Origin of the sequence: Haloarchaeobius baliensis, assembly GCF_052060055.1 — an archaeon.
Classification (GTDB): domain Archaea; phylum Halobacteriota; class Halobacteria; order Halobacteriales; family Natrialbaceae; genus Haloarchaeobius; species Haloarchaeobius baliensis.
On record NZ_JBPPFR010000002.1, the window covers coordinates 955,251 to 975,271 of the forward strand.

Here is a 20,021-nt window from a genome sequence, read left to right on the forward strand (position 1 = left end):
AAAGAAGTGGTTACCCGTCCAGCTCCTCGCGCAGCAGTCCGTTCACCGTCCCGGGGTCGGCGCTCCCGCCGGTCTTGCCCATGACCTGGCCGACGAGGAAGTTGATGGCCCCGTCGTCGCCAGCCTCGTAGTCCGCGACGGCCTCGGGGTTCTCCTCGATGGCCTCGCTGACGGCCTGGGCGACCTCGTCCGCGCCGGTCTTGCCAAGGCCCTCGCTCTCGACGATGTCGTCGGGGGCCTCGCCCTCGTCGAGCATCCGCCGGAGGACGATCTCCTCGGCGTTCTTGGTGGTGATCTCGTCCGCGGCGACGAGCTCGACGAGCCGGGTGAACTCGTCGAGCCGGCCCTCGATCTCGGTTATCTCCATGTCGCGGTAGTTCAGCTCGCCGAGCAGGTTGTCCGCGACCCAGGTTGCCGCGAGGTCCGGGTCGAACGACTCGGCGACGTCCTCGTAGAAGTCGGCGACCTGCTTCGTGCTGGTGAGCTTCGAGGCGGACTCGTCGTCCAGCCCGTACTCCTCCTGGAACCGCTGGCGCCGGGCGTCCGGGAGCTCCGGGATGGGGATGCGCTCCTTCCAGTCCGACACCTGCAGCGGCGGGAGGTCGGCCTCCTCGAAGTACCGGTAGTCCTTCTCCGCCTCCTTCGAGCGCATCGAGACGGTCGAGCCGTGGGTCTCGTTGAAGTGGCGCGTCTCCTGCTGGACGGCCTTCCCGCGCCGGATGAGGTTCTTCTGGCGCGTCTCCTCGTAGGCGAGCGCGGTCTCCGCGCCCTTGTGGCTGGAGATGTTCTTGACCTCGGTGCGGTTCGCCTTCTCCAGCGTCTCCTCGGAGATGTGGCCGTCCGCCCGTTCGATCTCGTCCTCGGGGATGATGGAGAGGTTCGCGTCCACGCGCAGGCTGCCGTCGCGCTGGCTGTCGAACACGCCCAGGTACTCCAGCACCTCCTCCAGCTTCGCGAGGAACGCCCGGGCCTCGACGGGCCGCCGGAAGTCCGGCTCCGTGACGATCTCCATCAGCGGCGTGCCGGCGCGGTTGTAGTTCACCCGCGTGTGCGTCGCCGTGTCGATGCCACCGCCGACGTGCTGCAGGCTCCCCGGGTCCTCCTCGAGGTGCGCCCGCCGGATGCGGACCGTGCGGCGCTCGCCCTCGACGCTCACCTCCAGCTCGCCGTCCTGACAGATGGGCTCGTCGTACTGCGTGATCTGGAAGTTCTTCGGCAGGTCGGGGTAGTAGTAGTTCTTCCGGTGGAACCGCGTCTCCTCGGGGATGTCGGCGTCGATGGCCTTGCCCACTTTGACCGCGGCCTCGACGGCCCCCTCGTTCAGCACCGGCAGCGCGCCGGGCAGCCCGAGACACACCGGGCAGACATTCGTGTTCGGTTCCTCCGTCGGCTCCGTCGAGCAGCCACAGAAGATCTTCGTCGCCGTCTCCAGTTGGACGTGGATCTCCAGTCCGATGACCGCCGCGAGGTCGCCCTCCTGGGCAGCCTGCGTACTCATTGCAGCAGGTTTTGGTGTGTACCGGTTAAAGCGTGACGGGTTCCGCGTCTGAAGGTTGTATTCTGGTTCGTTCGGAGTGCTGTTACGGAGCTCTGGAGCAGTTCGCACGATGAGGCTCCGGGTCACGAGAACAGCCAGAAAGCCCCGAGTGTGTCGACTCGGTGGACTCGCTGCGGTCCTCGTTCCTGCGGTCCTTGCGTCGTCCGCCGTCGTCGACACACTCGCCCCTTTCAGTCCCACCCGGCACAGCACCGCCCTCTGACCTCCCCAACCGGCTGCGATGCTCGCTCCGCTGCGCGTCTCGCCCCTCGCACGAGTGCGGCGAGCGGCCTCCGGCACGCTCGCCAGCCGCGCGCCATCCGGTTGGTTCGATGACGCGGTCACCAGCCACACGGCCAAGACACCCCGCGCCGGCAGGCGCGTGGGTGTCGAGGGGGAGGGCTGGCGCGGTGCGGTCAGGGTGGGTGGGACTGAAAGGGGCGAGTCGCTCGGCGAACCCGGACGAAGTAAGCACCGCAGCGGAGCGAGGAGCGCAGCGAGTCCCGGGAGCCGAGCGACTCGGGGCTTTCTGGTTGTTTGCGGTCGAGGGTATTCCGGTGATCAGCGGGGCTTTCTGGTTGTTTACGGTCGAGGGTATTCCGGTGATCAGCGGGGCTTTCTGGCTGTTTGTGGTCGAGCCAACTCCAGCGGTCGGCGGGGCGTTCTGGCTGTTTGCGGTTCGCGAGACTCTCACGACAGATGGACCAATCACCTCGCTCCCGTCGAACCGAACACGAACGTCAAGGACGACTCACAGACAGAACGTTCACACGGGAGGGGGCCCAAGGGCAGGCAGATGACCGAAACGGCGGACGTCTCGAAGACGCGGGCGTGGGTGATGGCGGCGCGGCCACAGACGCTGCCGGCGGCGGCGGCGCCGGTCCTGGTGGGGACGGCGGTCGCGTACTACGGCGGGGTGTTCGAGCCGGTGGCGGCGCTCTTTGCGTTCGTCGGCGCGGCGCTCATCCAGGTCGGGACGAACTTCGCGAACGACTACTACGACGCGGTGCAGGGTGCGGACACGGCGGACCGCGAGGGGTTCACCCGCGTGACGGCGGGCGGGCTCATCGAGCCGAGGGAGGTGAAGCGTGCGATGGTGCTGACGTTCGCGCTCGCCATCGTCTCCGGCGTGTATCTGGTCTACGTCGCCGGCGTGCCCATCCTCGTCGTCGGGCTGGTGAGCGTCGCCTGCGGGGTGGCGTACACGGGCGGGCCGTACCCGCTTGGCTACCACGGCCTCGGTGACGTGTTCGTCTTCGTCTTCTTCGGGCTCGTCGCGGTGACGGGCACCTACTACGTGCAGGCGGCGGCGGTGCTCGGCGAGCCGCTGGCGACCGGGCTCGTCGACGCGCCGGACCTCGGGCTCGCACTGGTCGCCAGCCTGCCGATGGCAGCCATCTCGACGAACATCCTCGTGGTGAACAACGTCCGCGACCGCGAGGAGGACGCCGAGACCGGCAAGGAGACGGTGGTCGTGAAGTTCGGCTACGGCTTCGGCCGGGCGGAGTTCGTCGCGATGCTGGCGCTGGCGTACCTCACGCCCGTCGCGCTCGTCGTCGGCTACGGCGTGCCGGCGACGGTGTTCCTCTCGTGGCTTTCCCTGCCGCTGGCGTGGACGGTGACGACGACGGTGCTGAACCGGACCGACGGCGCGGCGCTGAACCCCGCGCTGGAGCGGGTCGGCCAGCTGCTGGCGCTGTACGCGCTGCTGTTCTCGGTCGGTTTCGTCGTGGGGGAGACCACCCTCGGTGGCGTGCTCGCGGCCGTCGCGCCCGCCATGCCGGCCCCGACGGAGGTGCCTTGATGCACGTGGAGACGCGCGAGTTCGCGGTCTCGCTCACCCGGCCACTCGCGACGGCCCGCGGCGAGATCACCGACCGCGAGGGTGTCCTCGTGAGGATCGAGGATGGCGGCGAGACGGGTATCGGTGAGGCGACGCCGCTCTCCTCGTGGACGGAGTCGCTGGGCGAGTGCCGGACCGCGCTCTCCGACGCAGCCGACCGCCTCAACGCGGGCAGGGCGACCCCCGGCGAGGTCGTGGGCGACCTCGTCGACACGCCCGCGGCCCGCCACGGGCTCTCGCTCGCGCTGGCCGACCTGCGCGCCGGTCGCCGTGGCGAGCCGCTCTACCGCTTCCTCGGCCGCGAGAGCGAGCGCGAGGCGGTGCCGGTCAATGCGACGGTCGGCGACGGTGACCGCGACGAGACGGTCGCCGGAGCCGAGGAAGCCGTCGCGGCCGGCTACGGCGCAGTGAAGCTGAAGGCCGGGATGCGACCGGTCGACGAGGACGCGGCACGGGTGCAGGCCGTGCGGGACGCGGTCGGTCCCGACGTCGAGCTCCGGGTCGACGCCAACGGGGCGTGGGACCGCGAGCAGGCGGCCGAGGCGTTCGAGGCGTTCGCCGACGCACGGGTGCGCTACGTCGAGCAGCCCCTTCCCGCGGACGACCTCGCTGGACACGCCGCCCTCCGTGGCGGCCGGGTCGGCGTCGCCCTCGACGAGTCGCTTGCGAGCCACCCCGTGGAGGCGGTGCTCGACGCCGGCGCGGCCGACCTGCTCGTCCTGAAGCCGATGGCCGTCGGCGGCGTCCAGCGCGCGAAACGAGCCATCCTGCAGGCCCGCGAGGAGCGCGTCGCCTCGGTGGTGACGACGACGGTCGACGCCGCAGTCGCCCGCACCGCGGCCGTGCATCTCGCTGCCTCGGTCCCCGGCATCTCCGCCTGCGGGCTGGCCACGGCCGACTGGCTCTCGACCGACGTGGGCCCCGACCCGTGCCCGGTCGACGACGGCGTCATCGAGGTGCCGCAGGGGCCGGGGCTCGGCGTCGAGGGGGTCTGGGAGTGAGACCGCCGACCGACTGGCCCTCGGCGGACCTGCTGGCCGAGCGCGCGAGCCGCACGCCGGAGCGCCAGGCGCTCGTCGCCGCCGAGACCGACGCATCGTGGACGTACCGCGAACTCCACGCCGCCGTCGGCGAACTCGCTGCCGGCCTCGACCCCCACCTCGACGGCGGTCGTCTCGGCTTACTCTCACCGACCCGGCCCGCGGTGGCACACCTCCTGTTCGCCGCGTTCCGCCTCGGCGTTCCGTTCGTTCCCCTCAACGTCAGGAACGCGACCGACGAGCTCGCCGAACAGGCAGCGAGAGCCGACCTCGACGCGCTGGTCTGCACCGCGGGGACGCGGGAGACGGCCCACGCGGTCGCCCCCGACGGCTGCACGGTCGCGAGCGTCGACGACGAGTCGGGGGTGGCCTGGGTCGACGAGTCGGGCGGGAGCGCTGCAGCTGACCCCGTGGACTCGCCGACCGGAGACGATGTCCCGCCCAGCGACGCCGAGGCGCTCCTCGTCTTCACCTCCGGAACGACCGGCCGACCGAAGGGCGTCCGGCTGACGGTCGCCAACCTCGTCGCCAGCGCGACGGCCTCCGCCTTCCGGCTCGGCGTCGACCGCGACGACCGCTGGCTCGTGCCACTCCCGACCTACCACGTCGGTGGCCTCGCCCCGCTCGTCCGGTCGACGCTGTACGGGACGACGACGGTCCTCCAGCGGGGCGGCGACGGGTTCGACCCCGAGGCGACCGCCGGGAACCTCCGCGAGCACCGCTGTACGTGCGTCTCGCTCGTGCCGACGATGCTCGACAGGCTGCTCGATGCCGGGTGGACACCGGCCGACCGACTGCGTGTCGTCCTCCTCGGCGGTGCGCCCGCGAGCCCGGAGCTGCTCGACCGGTGCGCCGAGCGGGACGTGCCGGCGTGGCCGACCTACGGCATGAGCGAGGCGGCCTCGCAGGTGACGACGGCCACGCCCGAGATGGCCCGCGAGCACCCCGGCACGGTCGGCCAGCCGCTGGTGACCGTCACCCTCCGAATCCTCGACGCCGACGGCGAGCCCTGCGAGCCGGGCAAGCGCGGCGAGCTCGTCGTCGACGGCCCGCAGGTGACGCGGGGCTACCTCGACGACGAGCACACCGACGCCGCGTTCTCCGATCGGGGCCTGCACACCGGCGATGTCGGCTACTGCGACGTAGACGGCCGGCTGTGGGTGACCGGGCGGCTCGACGACCTGCTCGTCTCCGGTGGCGAGAACGTCGACCCGAACCGGGTCGCGAGGGTGCTGCGGGAACACCCCGACGTCACCGAGGTCGCCGTCGTCGGCCTCGACGACCCCGAGTGGGGCGACCGGGTTGCGGCGCTGGTCGTCGGTGACTGCGCTCGCGACGCGCTCGACGACTGGTCCCGCGAGCGCCTCGCGGACCACGAGCGACCGCGCACGGTCGCCTTCGCGGACGAGCTCCCGCGGACCGCCTCGGGGACGGTCGACCGCGACGCCGTCCGCGAGCTGCTCCGGGCCGGCGGGACGTGAGGCTCCCACCAGGTCAGATGGTCAGTATCTCGTAGCCCTCGTCGGCGAGCTTGGCGAGAGCCGGCGCGTGCTCGTCGCTGTCGCTGAGCAGGGCCACACCCGACGCCTCGCAGGCCTCCTTCGAGTCGAAGGCGTTCGCACAGTAGCCACAGGCACCGGCGAGGAGACCGCGTTGTTCGAGCAGTTTCCAGTTCCGGCTGAAGGGTCGGCCGGGGTCCGCGGCGAACTCCGCCGGCCACTTCGTCGCGACACCGTCGAGGAACACGTCGACCTCGTAGCCCGCCTCGTCGAGCTCGATGGCGTACTGGAACCCGTTCCCGGCGGCCGCGAAGTCGTCCGGGCCCGCGTTCAGAAGGATGGCGTACTTCCCGGTTCCATCGCCGTCGCGCCCGGCCGTCATCTGGTCTGCGGTCGTCCCGCCGTCGGCCGTCGCATCGTCGTCGGTCGTCTCCCCACCGCCCAGCAGCGAGTCGAGTAGTCCCATTTCGACTGCTGCTTGGCAAGCCCGTACAAAACAGTTAGCTCGGTCGCGCGTGACAGCCGGACAACCGGTTCCGGACGCTCAGTCGCCTCCGGACCGGCCGTGCTCGTCGACCTCGCCGGCGACGACGCGCGTCGACGAGATGCGCTCCCCGTCCTCAGCGAGCACCAGTGGGACGACGACCGCCACGAGGGGGTCGAGCCCGTTCCCGCGGCGCTCGTCGTTCAGGTCCGGCACCTCGTCGGCGGTCTCCCGGGAGACGACGACGGCGTCGAGGGTCGCGTCGCTCGCGGCGAAGTCGTGCTCGCTGGCGATCTCGCGCAGTTCGACGGTCCGTCCCCAGCGGTCGAGCGCGTCGAGCTCCCGGCGGAGGGCGTCGGCACGGTCGGTGAACGCCGGGACGTCCCGCTCGCGGCTGCTGGTCGCGAACCGGTCGCTCGTCAGCCCGACCACGACGCCGTCGGCGCCGACCTCCAGGGCGGTCTCGAGCAGGGCGCGGTGGCCGTCGTGCAGCGGTCCGAACGTCCCCGCGACGGCGACTCGCATGGGTGGCGTTTCGCGCGCCGGGGGCTTAGTCCACCGGGGCGATTTATCCCCATCCGCTCCCTACGGCAGGGCGTGTGCACGCTCACCCTCGCCTGGCGCGTCTTCGACGAGCCCGTCGTGGTCGCCGCGAACCGCGACGAACTGCTGGAGCGCCCCGCCGTCGGTCCCGCCGTCGTGGAGACGGACCCCGTCGTCGTCGCCCCGCGTGACGAGGAGGCCGGCGGCACCTGGATCGGCTACAACGAGCACGGCGTCTTCGTCGGCGTGACGAACCGCTGGCTCGATTCGCCCCTCGCCGGCGAGCGCTCGCGCGGCCTGCTCGTCCGTGACGCGTTGCGACAGGAGAGCGCGGCCGACGCCGCCGAACTCGTCGCGGATGCGGTCGCCGAGCACGGCTACCAGGGGTTCCACCTCGTCGTCGCCGACGAGCACGACGCCCGGCTGCTCTCCTGGGACGGCGAACTAACGGTCACGGCGTTCGACCCCGGCGTCCACGTCGTCGTCAACGTCGGCGCGGACGAGGAGTTCGACATCCCGGAGCGTCGCCGCGAGCCCGGCGAGCGACAGGCGGAGGCCGTCCAGCTGGTCCGTGCCGAGCTCGAACCGCGCGACGGCGAGACGGCCCGCGAGTGGCGCGACCGCGCCGCCGCCGTCCTCGGCGACCACGAGTTCGGCGTGTGCGTCCACGACCCCGACGGTCGGTTCGGCACCCGGTCGTCCTCGCTCATCGTCCTCGGCGACGACCCGACGTACCACTTCGCGAACGGCCCACCATGCGAGACCGAGCACGAACTCGTGGTCCTCGAAGGGCAGGTTTAAGCGGGACGACCGACGTACTACGGACGTGATAGCCATGCCTGTCGCACCGACGACACGGGGGTGGTCGGCGTGAGCGTCGCAGAAGAGGAGCTGTCGGCCGACGAGCTCGCAGGACTCGAACTCGTCAGAGAGACCGGTGGCATCCACCAGAGCGACTTCTGGAAGGAGCTCGACGTCTCCTCGCGCAAGGGCTCGCGCATCGCCGAGTCGCTCGTCGAGAAGGAGCTCGTCGACCGGGAGGAGACGGTGTACGAGGGCCACAACACGTACCTCATCACGCCCGTCGCCCGCGACCTGAACTTCTCGCTGCTGATGGCCGGCGACATGCTCTCGCCGTACATCGGCGAGGAGGAGGCCGACCCGCAGTCCGACGCCTTCACGCAGTGGATAATGAACCTCGCGTACGAGGAGTAACTACACGCCGTTTCTGCGGTCCGATCCCGCCCGACTACGTCGTCGGGTGTCGCCGTTCGACCAGCACGAACGGGTCGCGTTCCCTGTTGTAGTAGCCGACGTCGCCGTCGATGGCCTCGATGATGCGACGGTGGACTTCGCGTGCGGCCCGTCCCTCGTCCGGCGAGAGGTTGTGCCGCTGTCTGAGCCGCGACCAGAACGTCCCGTCGAGCCAGAACAGGCTCTCGTCGTTCGACTGGTAGGTCAGTTCGCCCTCCTCGCGCAGCGCCTCGGGACCGAGCCCGCGCCCCGAGAGCTGTGCCCGTGCCAGCACGGCGACGAGCTGGCGTCGCGAGATCGGTGCGTGCAGTGCCACGTCGTCGATCAGGTCGTCGAAGTAGTCCTCGACGAGGTCGCAGGCGCGTGTGAACTCGTCGAACTCGACGTCGGTTTCCTCTGTGATGCGCATCGTGTCTCACCCCCCGAGCGCCGCCCTCCACGACGGTCGGATTCGTCTACATCTACCACCAATCTGAGTATAAGTATTGTGGACGACTCACGACTCGATACGTGGGACGGTGCCGGGGTCGCCTCCCCCGGTGGCCGGTATATTCAAGCAGGATGAGGCGCCGACCGCGTCAGTCGAGCGCGCTGGCGGCGCGGATGATCGTCTCCTCGCCGAACGCCGGGCCGACGAGCTGGAGGCCGACGGGGAGGCCGTCCGTCTCGCCCGCCGGCACCGAGATGGCGGGGAGGTCCGCGAGGTTCACCGGTACCGTGTTGGCGTCGGCGAGGTACATCTTCAGCGGGTCCGAGAGGCTCTCGCCGAGCTCCATCGGCGGGACGGGCATCGTCGGCGAGGCGAGCACGTCCGCCTCCGACAGCGCCTCGTCGAAGTCCTGCTTGACCCAGGCACGGGCGTCCTGGGCCTTCTTGTAGTACTTGTCGTGGTAGCCCGCGGAGAGGGCGTACGTCCCGAGCAGGACCCGGCGCTTGACCTCCGCACCGAACCCCTCCTCGCGGGCCTTCCCGAACACCTCGTTCCAGTTGCCGTCGTAGCCGCCGGAGTGGCCGTAGCGCACGCCGTCGAACCGCGCGAGGTTCGAGGACGCCTCCGACATCGCGATGACGTAGTACGCCTGCACCGCGTACTCGACGGATTCGAGGCTGACCTCGTGGGTGGTCGCACCCTGCGATTCGAGCTCGTCGAGCGCCGCGTAGAACTGCTCCTTGACGCCCTCGTCGGCACCCTCGACCAGTTCGGTCGGGACGCCGATGGAGAGCCCGTCGACGTCGCCGTCCGCGGCGGCAGCGTAGTTCGAGTCCGCACCCTCCTCGCGGGTCGTCGCGTCGCGTTCGTCCGGGCCGGCGATGACGTCGAGGAGCGCGGCGGTGTCCTCGACGGTCGCGCCGAACGGGCCGATCTGCTCCAGCGAGTTCGCGTAGGCGACGAGGCCGTAGCGCGAGACCAGGCCGTACGTCGGCTTGATGCCGACGACGCCGCAGAACGCTGCGGGACAGCGCACCGAGCCGCCGGTGTCGCTGCCGAGCGCGAGGTCCGCCTCGCCGGCGGCGACCGCGGCCGCCGAACCGCCGGAGGAGCCACCGGGGACTCGTCCCTCGGCGACCGGGTTCTCCGTCGGCCCGAACGCGCTGGTCTCGGTCGTCGTCCCCATGCCGAACTCGTCCATGTTCGTCTTGCCGACGATGTCCGCGCCGGCCTCCTTCAGCCGCTCGACGACCGTCGCGTCGTAGGGGGGCACGTAGTCGTCGAGCATCGCCGACCCGCAGGTCGTTCGGACGCCCTCGGTGGAGATGTTGTCCTTGACGGCGACGGTCTTGCCGGCGAGCGGGCCGTCCGCGTCGCCCTCGACCGTCTCCTCGGTGATGAAGATGCTCATGAGACGTTCGGCCCCTTGAAGTAGCCCTCCTCTGTCTCGGCGGCGTTCGCCAGCGCCTCCTCCTGGGTGAGACCCTCGCGCACCTCGTCCGGGCGCATCACGTTGACGAGGTCGGCCTCGCGTTCGACCGTCGGCACCTCGTCGAGGGCGTCGAAGTAGTCGAGGATGTCGGCGAACTGGTCCGCGAACTCGTCGACCTCGTCCTCGTCGAGGTCGACCCGCGCCAGCTCCGCGACGTGGCGCACGTCGTCGGGCGTCGCCTCGGTGTCGCTCATGCGCCAACGAAGTCGGTTCCGCCGAGTAAGCGTTTTGGTTTGCTGGCCGTGGCTCCTTGCCGCATTCCCGTGGTTCAGGGAGAAAACCATGCCCGAACTAGAACCCATCGAACCCACGCAGGCGGTTGACCTGTACCTGAACGCAAAGCAGTCGGACGTGACGGACAAGACCATAGAGAACATCCGTTACGACCTTTCCACGTTCACTGACTGGTGCGACGAGAAGGATATTACCAACATGAACGACGTAACGGGTCGGTCCCTTCACGAGTATCGTATCTGGCGGCAAGATGACGACGTGAGTGACGCAACGGTTCGTAAGAACCTGTCGTCTATTCGTGTCTTCATCCGTTGGTGCGAATCCATTGACGCGGTATCTGAGGGGCTTGCAGACAAGATACTCGTGCCGTCTGGAAACTCGTCCCGTGACGAGAAGCTGGCGGCAGATGACGCGACTGAACTGCTCGCGTACCTCCGTAAGTTCGAGTACGCGAGTCGGGAGCATACGATGCTGATGCTCCTCTGGCACACGGGAATTCGCCTCGGGACGCTACGGAGCTTCGACCTTGACGACTACCATCCCCGCAAACAGGCGCTTGACGTGAGACACAGACCCGAGACTGAAACCCCCCTCAAGAATCAGAAGCGGGCTGAACGGACGCTAGCCGTCTCGGATGACGTGGCGACTGTGCTTTCGGACTACATTGACGTGCATCGAAAAGACTCGGCTGACGATTACGGCAGAGAACCGCTATTCACGTCGGTCTATGGTCGTATCTCCGAGTCGAATATCAAAGAAGTGTGCTACAGACTCACAAGACCGTGTACGTACGGCTCTTGTCCTCACGACCGTGACCCCGACGACTGTGAGGCAACCGACTCGAAGAAAGCGTATGCGTGTCCGTCAAGCGTGAGTGCCCACCCGATTCGTCGGGGAAGCATTACGCACCACTTGCTAAACGACGTACCACAGGCGGCAGTCTCCGACCGATGTAATGTCTCGTCGGATGTGCTGGATAAGCACTACGACCGTCGTACTAAGGACCAAAAAGCGGAGCAGAGACGGGAGTACATCGGGGAGCTGTAGAAGTGGAAATCACTTCTTTTGGGTTGCTGTAAGGGTCGGGGGTGATTAGGTGAGTCAGTCGTCTTCCCGACGATTGCTCACAAAGCCAAGGTCGGATTCATCTTCGTCCTGTTCATCATTCTTCGGTGGTCCGATTAACGCAATCCGCATTCTCCAGAGAAGAGCTTTGGCCGATACGTCGGTCATGAATACCACCGACACCCCGAGTAATAGGAATGCGATTCCGATTGAAATAATTCCTACAGTCTCTAATATGAAAATGCCCGTAAATACGTACGAGACAAGCACTAATGCGCTTACTAAGAGCAAAATCAGACTGTACTGAGCTAGAACAAACTCGGTCTGCTTGTCGGCTACAGTTGTCTTGTAGACCCCCACCCTTTCATACTCATGTTTCGATATTTTTGAGTATCGAGGGTCTTGCCGATTTACAATATCGTTCACCTCCATGTTCGTATCCACCATTACTTGAAGCAGAATCGCAATTGCGGGTAAGGCGAGTGCAATCAACTGAAGCAACTGAAGTGCAAAATCAAGCTGCTCGGCCCCCAGTTCAGTCATTGCTAATGGTTTCATCTTTGACTGAACTAAAGTCTAACCCCCCACGGGGTTCCACGGATGCACGTTCTTTAATCGAAAAAATCTAAATCCTTCTATACATACGTTCTCTAAAAGAACCTGCCATGTCTTGCGAGAATCGAAATCTATAGCCCGATTCAACTTAGAAAATCACGGTCTTTACCTGATTGTAGACCCGATTCGTGGCGTAGATAGGAATATCTAGCATCGAAAAGGTGTCACCCCCTGCCCGAAACCTCTGTAGTGGCTCAGATTCGTTTCTGACGGCCTTGAGAAGAATGTGAGTGGCATTCACTGCATACTTCTCACGCCCATTGTGACGGCACTCAGGCGGCTCAGAATCGGTTCCTGTCTGTTGCCATATATTTCTGTATCGGTTGTGGAACCATCTGAGAAGCCAGAATATTCTATTAGACGTACAAGCGCGTAGAATATGTGATAATTATGCTTGGCGGTAATACAGTAGGCCCATCCCCGACCGACTCACATCTGGCCGTGACTGTGCCGACCGAGGGGGCTACCTGAACCAGCCAGCTACCTCGGATGGGTGAATAACTGTCAACTCATCCGAGACAAGTGCCAAATTACAGTCTGTATTATCTGAAAATAGTGGTTATTCAGTGTCGTCGTGACTCTTCCATCTTGAAAGCGTCACGAGGTTACTGAAACAGTAGAATCAGGCAGTACAGTAACCTCACCACCAAGATTAGCCGCATTAAGGGAACATGTCAATGCACGCTGGTGCTGGAACATACCTCGCGGTCTATCCGTCTATGAGTCTCAGCATACCCCCCGTTAAGAATAGAGTATATTGGAGACTCGAAAACCCGATTTCTGCTCTTAGAATAGAATTATTTCAGACGTACGGACAGGGGGGTAATCGCAGTACGAAAGGCAGGCGTTTCACCATGGCGAAGACGGTTCCCTATCGTCTTCTTCTTCGTCACGGTCGTCATCTGACCAAGGCGAATACGGCTCAGGCGGCTCTTCTTCTTCGTCGTCGCTATCGCATGAGGTAACGACCTTAATTTTGCCATCAATAATCTTGATATCGCCAATCTCGTCGCTCATAGCCGAATATCCTCCGTGGGGTGTGGAATGCCTCTGTTCTCCTTCGCGCTACTCCGTTCGCCGTCAAGCAGACCACAGTCAATCGCAGCTTGCCTAACGTCGCTTTCATCGACAGTCTCGTCAAGTTCTCTCTGAAGGAACTTGACTACCTCCGACAGACCAAGCCCATCCGTAGCCATAAGTTGCGTCAGAAGACGACTGTCGGTGTAGACTGGCCGTGCAAGCAGTTCGGTGTCCCATATTTCTCCGCTTGGCAGACGGATAGCAGAAGCCGTCTCGTCGTCCGTAGAAACGTCGGTGTCGGAGATTTCTACACCGTGAATATTCAGGGCCTTGCGAATCACGGCCTTGTCACGGTTCATGTTAAGCTCCTCTGCCATGTCGTCAATATCAGCAATCAGTTCGTGGCTGGCCAGTTCACTCAGAAACGCACCCGCTTCTGGCAGTAGAAGGTCATCGTGGCGATAATAATGCTCGTACTCCCCATGAACCGACTCGCCCAGTCCGATTTCAATGTCATCGTCTCGCACTAACGGGAGTCCGTCCCGATAGCCGACTTTCTCACGAACCAGCAAGGAATCTTCAACTTGCTCTGAACGGTCATCCTTGGGACGACCGTCCCTGTCCCGACACGCCTCGACAGCTCTCGCACTAAGGTTCATTCGCTATCACCGTACTCAGACAGGGGAACCATCATATACGCAATCGGGTGGCTCACTCCCATCGCACTATCATTGTTGACGACTGCAAGCACTTCGCCACGAGTTTCGAGTACGTCCCCGTCGCTAAAGTGCGATTCGAGTACCACATACTCTTGCGCCTCACCTGTATGGACTGCTTGGAAGGTCAGTGCCCCATTGACGTACTCGACATGAGAGGCTTCTACCTCACCGACTTCGACAGTATCGCCTTTGCTCAGACGCTTGTTGATACACTTCATTCGACTGTCACCACGAATGTTCCGCTGTTGCTATGTGTGTACGATGCCACCAAAAACGCGTCATTGGGGGCGTCTGCGATAGACGATACACGTTTGAGGGAAACAGTTCGTTCCGCCGTATTCACGTCGTCTTCATAGACGAAACTAAGTTCCATTTGCTGCCTATGGTCTTGCGATATGTTGTACGATTCGTAGGTATCGGGGACTGTGATTCGCTCCCCATTATCGAGCTTGTGTGTGCTAACGTTCATGCGTATCTTCCCACTAAATGATACACGTTGCTTTCAGGAAAAGTCTGGAAATGCAAGACACGGGGGGTGTGTATGTATGGTGTAGACTTGTACGATAATGGATGTAATTGCGATTCAAGCCGCTCGGGATGACTCACTGGTGAATCCGTAGGTTCACCGATTCGTCATCCCCTCACGGCTTCGGATTCGCGTCCCTCGGTCGGGTAGACGGGTGGGGGTAGTCTACACGTCGCTATACTACCTAACCACCAGACGTGAAAGAGATACGTATACTCTAAGTGGAGACGGTTGGATTCGTCTCCCCTTCATATCATTGACGGTATCGGAGCCGTCTGCTGTTCCAAAAGTCATGATATTTTATACGTCGGGGTAAGCATTTCTCGCCCCGACGTTTCTATCACCGAGCAGACGCATCTATAGGGTATATCGGTCTTGTCGGACTAACAGCACACCCACGCCTCATCTCGGTTTTGGCGGGTGACGACTATTCCCACAGTTCGTAGTTCCGTATCAACACGGAAACCACGTCTCCATACGACGAGACACTATCCATGTCATCGAGTAACACGGTTAGTGTCTCATGTGTTTCATCCGATATCGTTACCCGACTGTCTCGCTTCGAGTCGTCTACCAGCTTCCACGACGGAGCTTCTTTCCTTCCTTTCCACAAGTCTGCCAAACTCAGAAGCGTGTCGTCGTGTGTCTCACCGAGTAATATGCCCTTCAACGCTTCTCTGTCTCCCGAAGACACGTTGATAGAGGCAGAGACACTATCTGTGTCAATTTCTGTCACGGATAATGTGTCTGCGTCTCTGGCACATCCCTGTGAACAGTAGTTCGGTCCCCGCTCTGCACGGCGTTCAGACCACACTTCGATGTCGTCGCCACAGCTCTGGCACTCGAAGAATACTGGTTCGCTATACATCGATATCCTCAGACCGCTCGAAGGCCTTGGCGGCAAGTCGTTCGAGGGCCTCGCTAAACTCGTACTCCCGACTCAATGACCATGTTTCTCTAACCAAGTCCCCAACAGTTTCCTCAGTAAAACGGTCGTCTTCCATCGCCTCAGACGCATTGTCACACGCCACGACCGTGGCATAGCCGACTGCCATACCGATATGCCCGCCATAATGGGCATTGAACGGTACAGGGTCGTCTGCCTCGATGTAAGCGTATATGTGCTGTTTCTGAGCCGCGTTCAGGGGAAGACTATCGACCATCGCCTCAAGCAGCCTGTGTCGGTCTGCCTTCTTACTATCTACAGGCTGGTCTCTGGTACCTCCATCTGCGCAAACTACCTGTAAACCGTGCTGGAGACGCCAAAGATTCCTACCATTCTCCATCTCATTCCCCACGAATGAGGTTGCAGCTTGCGAGGAATCTACGAAATTACTCGGGTGTTGGTAGACGTGATTGTTCCTCCAGTGATACCCCCCTGCGTCCCCTTCTTCCATCGAATGAGCTTCTGACTCTGCCTCAAACGAGTAATTGCAATCGGCTCGCTTGCTTTCCACGTCTATGTATTCGCGGTCGAGCTTGCAATCACGTCTGTTCTCTTCAGATTCCTCTTCGTCCGAGTCGTCTTCATCTTCGTAAACGCTATACTCGTCGCCAAACATCTGAAATTCGCCGTTAGAATCGTACCAGCCGACGATTTTGTTTTCGTCGTCGGTGGCATACTCGTTTGTCTTATCGCAATTGTCTACTGTTCCAGTCATGAATCTAATTTGTTGTAGAAATATTGATTATTTGTTTAGTTATCCGTACATTCGTCCAAGGCGTGGTTGATAACTCCCTGCCAGTTCGTCGCCTTGGGTAAATCATGTCGCTTCTTCAGCAATTCGAGACGCCTAAGCGTATGGTCATCGACGTAAATGATATTATTCCGAGGCATTACCCATCAGCCTCGTACTCCGAGATAAGCCGCATGATAGCGGTCCCATGTGTAACGTCGTCTGCGGCTGGCCCGTACAGCACTCTCTTTGCGTCCTTCAGTCGTGCAAGCTCGTCTTCGGTCACTGCAATACGTGAGTTTCTGTTTGTCATTGTGTTGTCAATCTCCTTCTATTCCTCACGTAATGGCCATGCCTCTTATAAATGACAAGAGAGTTACAACGACGGTGAGACAGACGCGTGGCTACCCGACCGTGGCTAAACGCCAGTGAGAACCAGAAGGCCAATCCGATGACGAAAAACTCCCCTTTGAGCCTTCTAACCCGTATTCATTGCAATCTTTTCTACTTCTTCGCAACCTCACTTACGGAGCTTCAATAACAACTATTTATCTTCTAAGGTGTATTCGAGAACAAACATTCAGCACAAGGTTTCTGTAACACAGACACCTCCCCCCTCATTCCCCTCAATAAACCATACGTAACGCTTTCATTTAGGCCTCTATCGGCTATATTCAGCAGAATAGTTCAGACGGGTATTCCAACGGGGACACCCCTACCACCCACAGCCTATTATACAATAAGAGTTTTAGACTGATAAATGTTTGGTCTATAGAAAGCTCTGTATGGCTCACAGTCGGGTTCCATCCAGCTACATACAATCACACGGATGTACTCCAGATATGCGTCTGCACCCGTCTCATTGGCCTGTGCGCCATGCCACTCCCACGACCTACACGCCTATGCGTCAGTTTCGCCCGTTCTTCTATCTTGTTCGGCAATCTGTGCAGCTTCAAACGCAACTTCTGCTATTTTGTACATCTCTCTGACGACCATCTTTAGTGAAATATATCCCGCGAAAAAAGCCACTACTATCCCAAGAAGTGGGTTTGCGAGAGTAGCCATAATAGTAACTGCGTACAATAGAAATATTCCGATGAATAGACTTTTTGTCCGACTCTGAACTGAACTATCATCGGCTCTATCAAGCGGGTGGACTGTTGTAGGTGGCTGCGTGTTTGTCGGCTGGTCTTGGTTGTGTATTTCCCATTCAGCAGAATTCTCATCGGATTCGTCTGTCGCCATGACACTAAGACGACAATAGATTCAGAAAGAGGTTGTGGCAGAAACTACGAATCCGACGAATAAGGGCTACCCGTCGCTATCGAAGTTATTCACGAATCTGCATCATACATTTCTTCTATAGATTCCTCAAAGTGGCTTAGCAGAGCAGGTGTATGTCTGTTCTCTGGTGCGAAACCGAGGTGTAGAACAGTCACGTCTGTATCGAACTGCAATTCTAATACACGCCCCCGACTTGGCTTCATCCTGCCAAGCAGGCGGGTATTGGTAGCAGAAGGGTCTTTGATGACTATTTGATTGTCCACTGCTTTGAAATTCAGGTTTCTCTCGTTGCTAATCCCATTCAGGATTTCCTTAGACTCTTGATACAGCTTATCGTGATTTGTTCGTGTCTGCAATCGAACCGTCTCCCAATTTGTAATTCCTTGATAGTACGCATATGCAATTAGAATCCCTACGAGGAGAATACTGAACAGAAACAAGACTGAGAAGACATACCACTGCAGGCTAAGCGACTCTACGAGTACAGCAGAGCCGTAGGTCAGTTGGCTATCTCTGACTGCAAACGGCTTAAGAAGTAGCTGAACGGGGATAGTAACGACGACACCGATAAGGACACCGACGAGAAACGAATTGAAATCACGGAACGACTGGTATCGGTCGTCTATCTCTTTCTGTTTTTCTTCGAGATTCGTGAAATCGATTCCAGCCAAGAGTTTCATCTTATCAGAATCATGTATAGCCACACCGATTTAAAGATTCTATCTGATAGAAACCGAACCCCGTGATATGGGCGGCTTCGATTTCTGAACCCTTCTCAACTCACACCCCTGTGATACGGGAATGCGGCTGTGACACCCGTAAAGCATTTCTAGGTCTAGACAGTACTTTCAGACGAACCACGACACTACGGCGACCCGAGTCACATCCTGTGACGATTCCCACGACCCTAATCAGGGGGTTTATACGGGAATCAAAACGGGACTGGAAACCAAAACGACTGAATTCGGCGGCTAGAAGGCTTGAGGCGACGTGGCGCAGGTGCCCGAAGCCTCGGTGTCGCTCATGCGCCAACGAAGTCGGTTCCGCCGAGTAAGCGTTTCGATACGGGGTTGGCCCGGGGACGTGACGGCGACGACTGGCCGGTCGCGTGGTTACCGGTAAGTTACCTATTCGGAAAAAAATCCTGTGTGAACGATGACTAGATAACCTGAAACACCAACGAGAGTTAGCCCAAGCGTTTAAGTCCTCCTCGCCGCAACAGTTTGCGTACGACCCCCCGTTCTGAACACGCGTTCAGACCCCTCACAATGACTGATACGAGTATCCGACGCCAGCAGACCGACGAGAGTCGGGAGGCGCGAACGACCGAGACCGAGACGACCGAGCAACTGCGGACGTGCCCCGAATGCACCGGCCAGCTGATCGACGACGACGAACACGGCGAGACCGTCTGTGCCGATTGCGGACTCGTCGTCGAGGAGGACTCCGTCGACCGCGGCCCGGAGTGGCGCGCGTTCGACGCCGCCGAGAAGGACTCGAAGTCCCGCGTCGGCGCACCGACGACGAAGATGATGCACGACGACGGCCTGTCGACGAACATCGGCTGGCAGAACAAGGACGCCTACGGCCGCCAGCTCAGCTCGAACCAGCGCCAGAAGATGCAGCGGCTGCGCACCTGGAACGAGCGGTTCCGCACCCGCGACTCGAAGGAGCGCAACCTGAAACAGGCGCTTGGCGAGATCGACCGGATGGCCAGCGCGCTCGGCCTCCCGAAGAACGTCCGCGAGACGGCCAGCGTCATCTACCGCCGCGCGCTCGGCGAGGACCTGCTCCCGGGACGCTCCATCGAGGGCGTCGCCACCGCCGCGCTGTACGCCGCCGCCCGACAGGCCGGCACCCCGCGCAGCCTCGACGAGGTGACCAACGTCAGCCGCGTCGAGCGCGACGAGATCGCCCGCACCTACCGCTACATCGGCAGAGAGCTCAACCTCGAGATCCAGCCCGCCGACCCGGTCAGCTACGTCCCCCGGTTCGCCAGCGAACTCGGCGTGAGCGACGAGGGCGAGCGCCGGGCGCGCAGCCTCCTCGAGACCGCGAAACGCGAGGGCATCCACTCCGGCAAGTCGCCGGTCGGCCTCGCCGCCGCCGCGGTGTACGCCGCCTCCCTGCTCGCCAACGAGAAGGTGACCCAGAGCGAGGTCAGCGACGTGGCCAACATCTCCGAGGTCACCATCCGGAACCGCTACCACGAACTGCTCGAAGCAGAGCACCCGGCCTGAGCGGGTCGCCATCGTCTAGTTCCGCCGCCGGTACTCCTCGTCCGACGGGAACCACCTCGACCCGTACTGCAACACTGCGAGCAGCGCCGCCGCGGTCAGCCCGAGCACCGCCAGCCAGAAGCCACCGAACTGGAACACGTCGTCGGTGCCGCCCGCACAGTCCTCGAACGCCCGCCCCTCGACCTCGTACAGCGTCCCCTCGAACTGGATGGTCCGGTTCGCGAGCTCCGACTGGAACTGCTCGGGCTGGACGAACACCGTCCGGTTCTCGCGGACGGCGATGCCGACCGGCTCCTGTACCTCCCGGGAGAGGTTCCCCGCCTCGACGATGGGGCGGTCCGTCTCGTTCACCTTCGTCAGCGACACGCCGGTCTGTGTCTCGCAGTTGTCCGAGACGAGGAACGTGCCCGCCGCTGCGAGACCGGCGCCGAGCAGGAAGACCAGCAGGGCGACGCCGATGGCGACCTCGCCGAGTCCGACGGTGCGCCCCGGGTCGCGGTCGGCTCTCTCTGATGCCATG

Annotated in this window: 22 protein-coding genes; 7 read left to right on the top strand and 15 right to left on the bottom strand. The window is 62.1% G+C overall.

Going from position 1 to position 20,021, the window contains the following annotated elements; all coding sequences use genetic code 11:
- Positions 1 to 10: 10 nt before the first annotated feature.
- Positions 11 to 1,498 (bottom strand): Asp-tRNA(Asn)/Glu-tRNA(Gln) amidotransferase subunit GatB, encoded by a 1,488-nt coding sequence (gatB, locus tag ACSG06_RS15715; protein WP_440991219.1) that lies wholly within the window; start codon positions 1,496 to 1,498, stop codon positions 11 to 13.
- Positions 1,499 to 2,333: 835 nt separating this feature from the next.
- Here gatB and ACSG06_RS15720 point away from each other — a divergent pair.
- The 3 genes from ACSG06_RS15720 to ACSG06_RS15730 are packed head-to-tail and all read left to right on the top strand — an operon-like array spanning position 2,334 to position 5,901.
- Positions 2,334 to 3,341 carry a 1,4-dihydroxy-2-naphthoate polyprenyltransferase gene (locus tag ACSG06_RS15720; RefSeq protein ID WP_440991220.1) on the top strand — a complete coding sequence of 336 codons (1,008 nt, stop codon included), beginning with the start codon at positions 2,334 to 2,336 and terminating at the stop codon, positions 3,339 to 3,341.
- Between the two features lie 5 nt (positions 3,342 to 3,346).
- Positions 3,347 to 4,381, top strand: a complete 1,035-nt coding sequence (locus ACSG06_RS15725; protein WP_440991442.1) for a mandelate racemase/muconate lactonizing enzyme family protein — start codon at positions 3,347 to 3,349, stop codon at positions 4,379 to 4,381.
- Positions 4,378 to 5,901, top strand: coding sequence for a class I adenylate-forming enzyme family protein (locus ACSG06_RS15730; protein ID WP_440991221.1), 1,524 nt, complete (start codon positions 4,378 to 4,380; stop codon positions 5,899 to 5,901). Before ACSG06_RS15725 ends, ACSG06_RS15730 begins: the two co-directional genes overlap by 4 nt.
- Before the next feature lie 13 nt (positions 5,902 to 5,914).
- Here ACSG06_RS15730 and ACSG06_RS15735 read toward each other — a convergent pair whose 3' ends face one another.
- Both ACSG06_RS15735 and ACSG06_RS15740 read right to left on the bottom strand, forming a co-directional pair.
- Complete coding sequence (locus ACSG06_RS15735; RefSeq protein WP_440991222.1) at positions 5,915 to 6,385, bottom strand: DsrE family protein; 471 nt, start codon at positions 6,383 to 6,385, stop codon at positions 5,915 to 5,917.
- 78 nt (positions 6,386 to 6,463) lie between these two features.
- Positions 6,464 to 6,928, bottom strand: a complete 465-nt coding sequence (locus ACSG06_RS15740; protein WP_440991223.1) for a pantetheine-phosphate adenylyltransferase — start codon at positions 6,926 to 6,928, stop codon at positions 6,464 to 6,466.
- A gap of 72 nt (positions 6,929 to 7,000) precedes the next feature.
- On the opposite strand from ACSG06_RS15740, the gene ACSG06_RS15745 reads away from it, so the two are divergent.
- Entirely contained in the window at positions 7,001 to 7,747 is a 747-nt protein-coding gene (locus ACSG06_RS15745) for an NRDE family protein (RefSeq protein WP_440991224.1), read from the top strand.
- Positions 7,748 to 7,807: 60 nt separating this feature from the next.
- On the top strand, positions 7,808 to 8,161 hold the full coding sequence (locus tag ACSG06_RS15750; RefSeq protein ID WP_440991225.1) for a helix-turn-helix transcriptional regulator: 354 nt from the start codon (positions 7,808 to 7,810) through the stop codon (positions 8,159 to 8,161).
- 34 nt (positions 8,162 to 8,195) lie between these two features.
- Here ACSG06_RS15750 and ACSG06_RS15755 read toward each other — a convergent pair whose 3' ends face one another.
- The 3 genes from ACSG06_RS15755 to gatC form a co-directional block, all read right to left on the bottom strand.
- The gene (locus tag ACSG06_RS15755; protein WP_440991226.1) at positions 8,196 to 8,609 is read right to left on the bottom strand and encodes a DUF8048 family protein; all 414 of its coding nucleotides are present in this window, start codon (positions 8,607 to 8,609) and stop codon (positions 8,196 to 8,198) included.
- 169 nt (positions 8,610 to 8,778) lie between these two features.
- On the bottom strand, positions 8,779 to 10,041 hold the full coding sequence (gatA, locus tag ACSG06_RS15760) for an Asp-tRNA(Asn)/Glu-tRNA(Gln) amidotransferase subunit GatA (RefSeq protein WP_440991227.1): 1,263 nt from the start codon (positions 10,039 to 10,041) through the stop codon (positions 8,779 to 8,781).
- Positions 10,038 to 10,316, bottom strand: a complete 279-nt coding sequence (gene gatC / locus ACSG06_RS15765; RefSeq protein WP_440991228.1) for an Asp-tRNA(Asn)/Glu-tRNA(Gln) amidotransferase subunit GatC — start codon at positions 10,314 to 10,316, stop codon at positions 10,038 to 10,040. The genes gatA and gatC overlap by 4 nt, the downstream gene beginning before the upstream one ends.
- An 88-nt stretch (positions 10,317 to 10,404) precedes the next feature.
- Between gatC and ACSG06_RS15770 the strand changes: the two genes are divergently transcribed.
- Positions 10,405 to 11,403, top strand: coding sequence for a tyrosine-type recombinase/integrase (locus ACSG06_RS15770; RefSeq protein ID WP_440991229.1), 999 nt, complete (start codon positions 10,405 to 10,407; stop codon positions 11,401 to 11,403).
- 54 nt (positions 11,404 to 11,457) lie between these two features.
- Here the strand turns inward: ACSG06_RS15770 and ACSG06_RS15775 are convergent, their stop codons facing one another.
- The 8 genes from ACSG06_RS15775 to ACSG06_RS15810 all read right to left on the bottom strand — a co-directional run bounded on the left by ACSG06_RS15775 (position 11,458) and on the right by ACSG06_RS15810 (position 17,941).
- On the bottom strand, positions 11,458 to 11,964 hold the full coding sequence (locus ACSG06_RS15775) for a hypothetical protein (RefSeq protein ID WP_440991230.1): 507 nt from the start codon (positions 11,962 to 11,964) through the stop codon (positions 11,458 to 11,460).
- A gap of 921 nt (positions 11,965 to 12,885) precedes the next feature.
- On the bottom strand, positions 12,886 to 13,053 hold the full coding sequence (locus tag ACSG06_RS15780; protein WP_440991231.1) for a hypothetical protein: 168 nt from the start codon (positions 13,051 to 13,053) through the stop codon (positions 12,886 to 12,888).
- Positions 13,050 to 13,583, bottom strand: a complete 534-nt coding sequence (locus tag ACSG06_RS15785) for a hypothetical protein (RefSeq protein ID WP_440991232.1) — start codon at positions 13,581 to 13,583, stop codon at positions 13,050 to 13,052. Before ACSG06_RS15785 ends, ACSG06_RS15780 begins: the two co-directional genes overlap by 4 nt.
- Positions 13,584 to 13,711: 128 nt before the next feature.
- The gene (locus ACSG06_RS15790) at positions 13,712 to 13,993 is read right to left on the bottom strand and encodes a hypothetical protein (RefSeq protein ID WP_440991233.1); all 282 of its coding nucleotides are present in this window, start codon (positions 13,991 to 13,993) and stop codon (positions 13,712 to 13,714) included.
- A 1,168-nt stretch (positions 13,994 to 15,161) separates the two neighbouring features.
- A complete protein-coding gene (locus ACSG06_RS15795) occupies positions 15,162 to 15,962 on the bottom strand; it encodes a hypothetical protein (protein ID WP_440991234.1) in 801 nt (266 codons plus the stop codon).
- A gap of 175 nt (positions 15,963 to 16,137) precedes the next feature.
- Complete coding sequence (locus ACSG06_RS15800; protein WP_440991235.1) at positions 16,138 to 16,290, bottom strand: hypothetical protein; 153 nt, start codon at positions 16,288 to 16,290, stop codon at positions 16,138 to 16,140.
- 587 nt (positions 16,291 to 16,877) lie between these two features.
- The gene (locus ACSG06_RS15805; protein ID WP_440991236.1) at positions 16,878 to 17,222 is read right to left on the bottom strand and encodes a hypothetical protein; all 345 of its coding nucleotides are present in this window, start codon (positions 17,220 to 17,222) and stop codon (positions 16,878 to 16,880) included.
- A gap of 89 nt (positions 17,223 to 17,311) precedes the next feature.
- Positions 17,312 to 17,941: a hypothetical protein gene (locus ACSG06_RS15810; RefSeq protein WP_440991237.1), complete on the bottom strand. Its 630-nt coding sequence runs from the start codon at positions 17,939 to 17,941 to the stop codon at positions 17,312 to 17,314.
- A 588-nt stretch (positions 17,942 to 18,529) separates the two neighbouring features.
- Here ACSG06_RS15810 and ACSG06_RS15815 point away from each other — a divergent pair.
- Positions 18,530 to 19,501 (top strand): transcription initiation factor IIB, encoded by a 972-nt coding sequence (locus ACSG06_RS15815; protein WP_440991238.1) that lies wholly within the window; start codon positions 18,530 to 18,532, stop codon positions 19,499 to 19,501.
- Positions 19,502 to 19,516: 15 nt separating this feature from the next.
- On the opposite strand, the gene ACSG06_RS15820 is transcribed toward ACSG06_RS15815, so the two are convergent.
- On the bottom strand, positions 19,517 to 20,020 hold the full coding sequence (locus ACSG06_RS15820) for a hypothetical protein (protein WP_440991239.1): 504 nt from the start codon (positions 20,018 to 20,020) through the stop codon (positions 19,517 to 19,519).
- Position 20,021 lies beyond the last annotated feature (1 nt).

Bases quoted from the DNA above. Each gene is read 5' to 3' on its own strand.
- ACSG06_RS15820 (WP_440991239.1), bottom strand. From the start codon at position 20,020: ATGGCATCAGAGAGAGCCGACCGCGACCCGGGGCGCACCGTCGGACTC.
- ACSG06_RS15780 (WP_440991231.1), bottom strand. From the start codon at position 13,053: ATGAGCGACGAGATTGGCGATATCAAGATTATTGATGGCAAAATTAAG.
- ACSG06_RS15790 (WP_440991233.1), bottom strand. From the start codon at position 13,993: ATGAAGTGTATCAACAAGCGTCTGAGCAAAGGCGATACTGTCGAAGTC.
- ACSG06_RS15735 (WP_440991222.1), bottom strand. From the start codon at position 6,385: ATGGGACTACTCGACTCGCTGCTGGGCGGTGGGGAGACGACCGACGAC.
- ACSG06_RS15800 (WP_440991235.1), bottom strand. From the start codon at position 16,290: ATGACAAACAGAAACTCACGTATTGCAGTGACCGAAGACGAGCTTGCA.
- ACSG06_RS15775 (WP_440991230.1), bottom strand. From the start codon at position 11,964: ATGACTGAACTGGGGGCCGAGCAGCTTGATTTTGCACTTCAGTTGCTT.
- gatB (WP_440991219.1), bottom strand. From the start codon at position 1,498: ATGAGTACGCAGGCTGCCCAGGAGGGCGACCTCGCGGCGGTCATCGGA.
- ACSG06_RS15740 (WP_440991223.1), bottom strand. From the start codon at position 6,928: ATGCGAGTCGCCGTCGCGGGGACGTTCGGACCGCTGCACGACGGCCAC.
- ACSG06_RS15815 (WP_440991238.1), top strand. From the start codon at position 18,530: ATGACTGATACGAGTATCCGACGCCAGCAGACCGACGAGAGTCGGGAG.
- gatA (WP_440991227.1), bottom strand. From the start codon at position 10,041: ATGAGCATCTTCATCACCGAGGAGACGGTCGAGGGCGACGCGGACGGC.
- gatC (WP_440991228.1), bottom strand. From the start codon at position 10,316: ATGAGCGACACCGAGGCGACGCCCGACGACGTGCGCCACGTCGCGGAG.
- ACSG06_RS15755 (WP_440991226.1), bottom strand. From the start codon at position 8,609: ATGCGCATCACAGAGGAAACCGACGTCGAGTTCGACGAGTTCACACGC.
- ACSG06_RS15805 (WP_440991236.1), bottom strand. From the start codon at position 17,222: ATGGCGACAGACGAATCCGATGAGAATTCTGCTGAATGGGAAATACAC.
- ACSG06_RS15795 (WP_440991234.1), bottom strand. From the start codon at position 15,962: ATGACTGGAACAGTAGACAATTGCGATAAGACAAACGAGTATGCCACC.
- ACSG06_RS15810 (WP_440991237.1), bottom strand. From the start codon at position 17,941: ATGAAACTCTTGGCTGGAATCGATTTCACGAATCTCGAAGAAAAACAG.
- ACSG06_RS15770 (WP_440991229.1), top strand. From the start codon at position 10,405: ATGCCCGAACTAGAACCCATCGAACCCACGCAGGCGGTTGACCTGTAC.
- ACSG06_RS15720 (WP_440991220.1), top strand. From the start codon at position 2,334: ATGACCGAAACGGCGGACGTCTCGAAGACGCGGGCGTGGGTGATGGCG.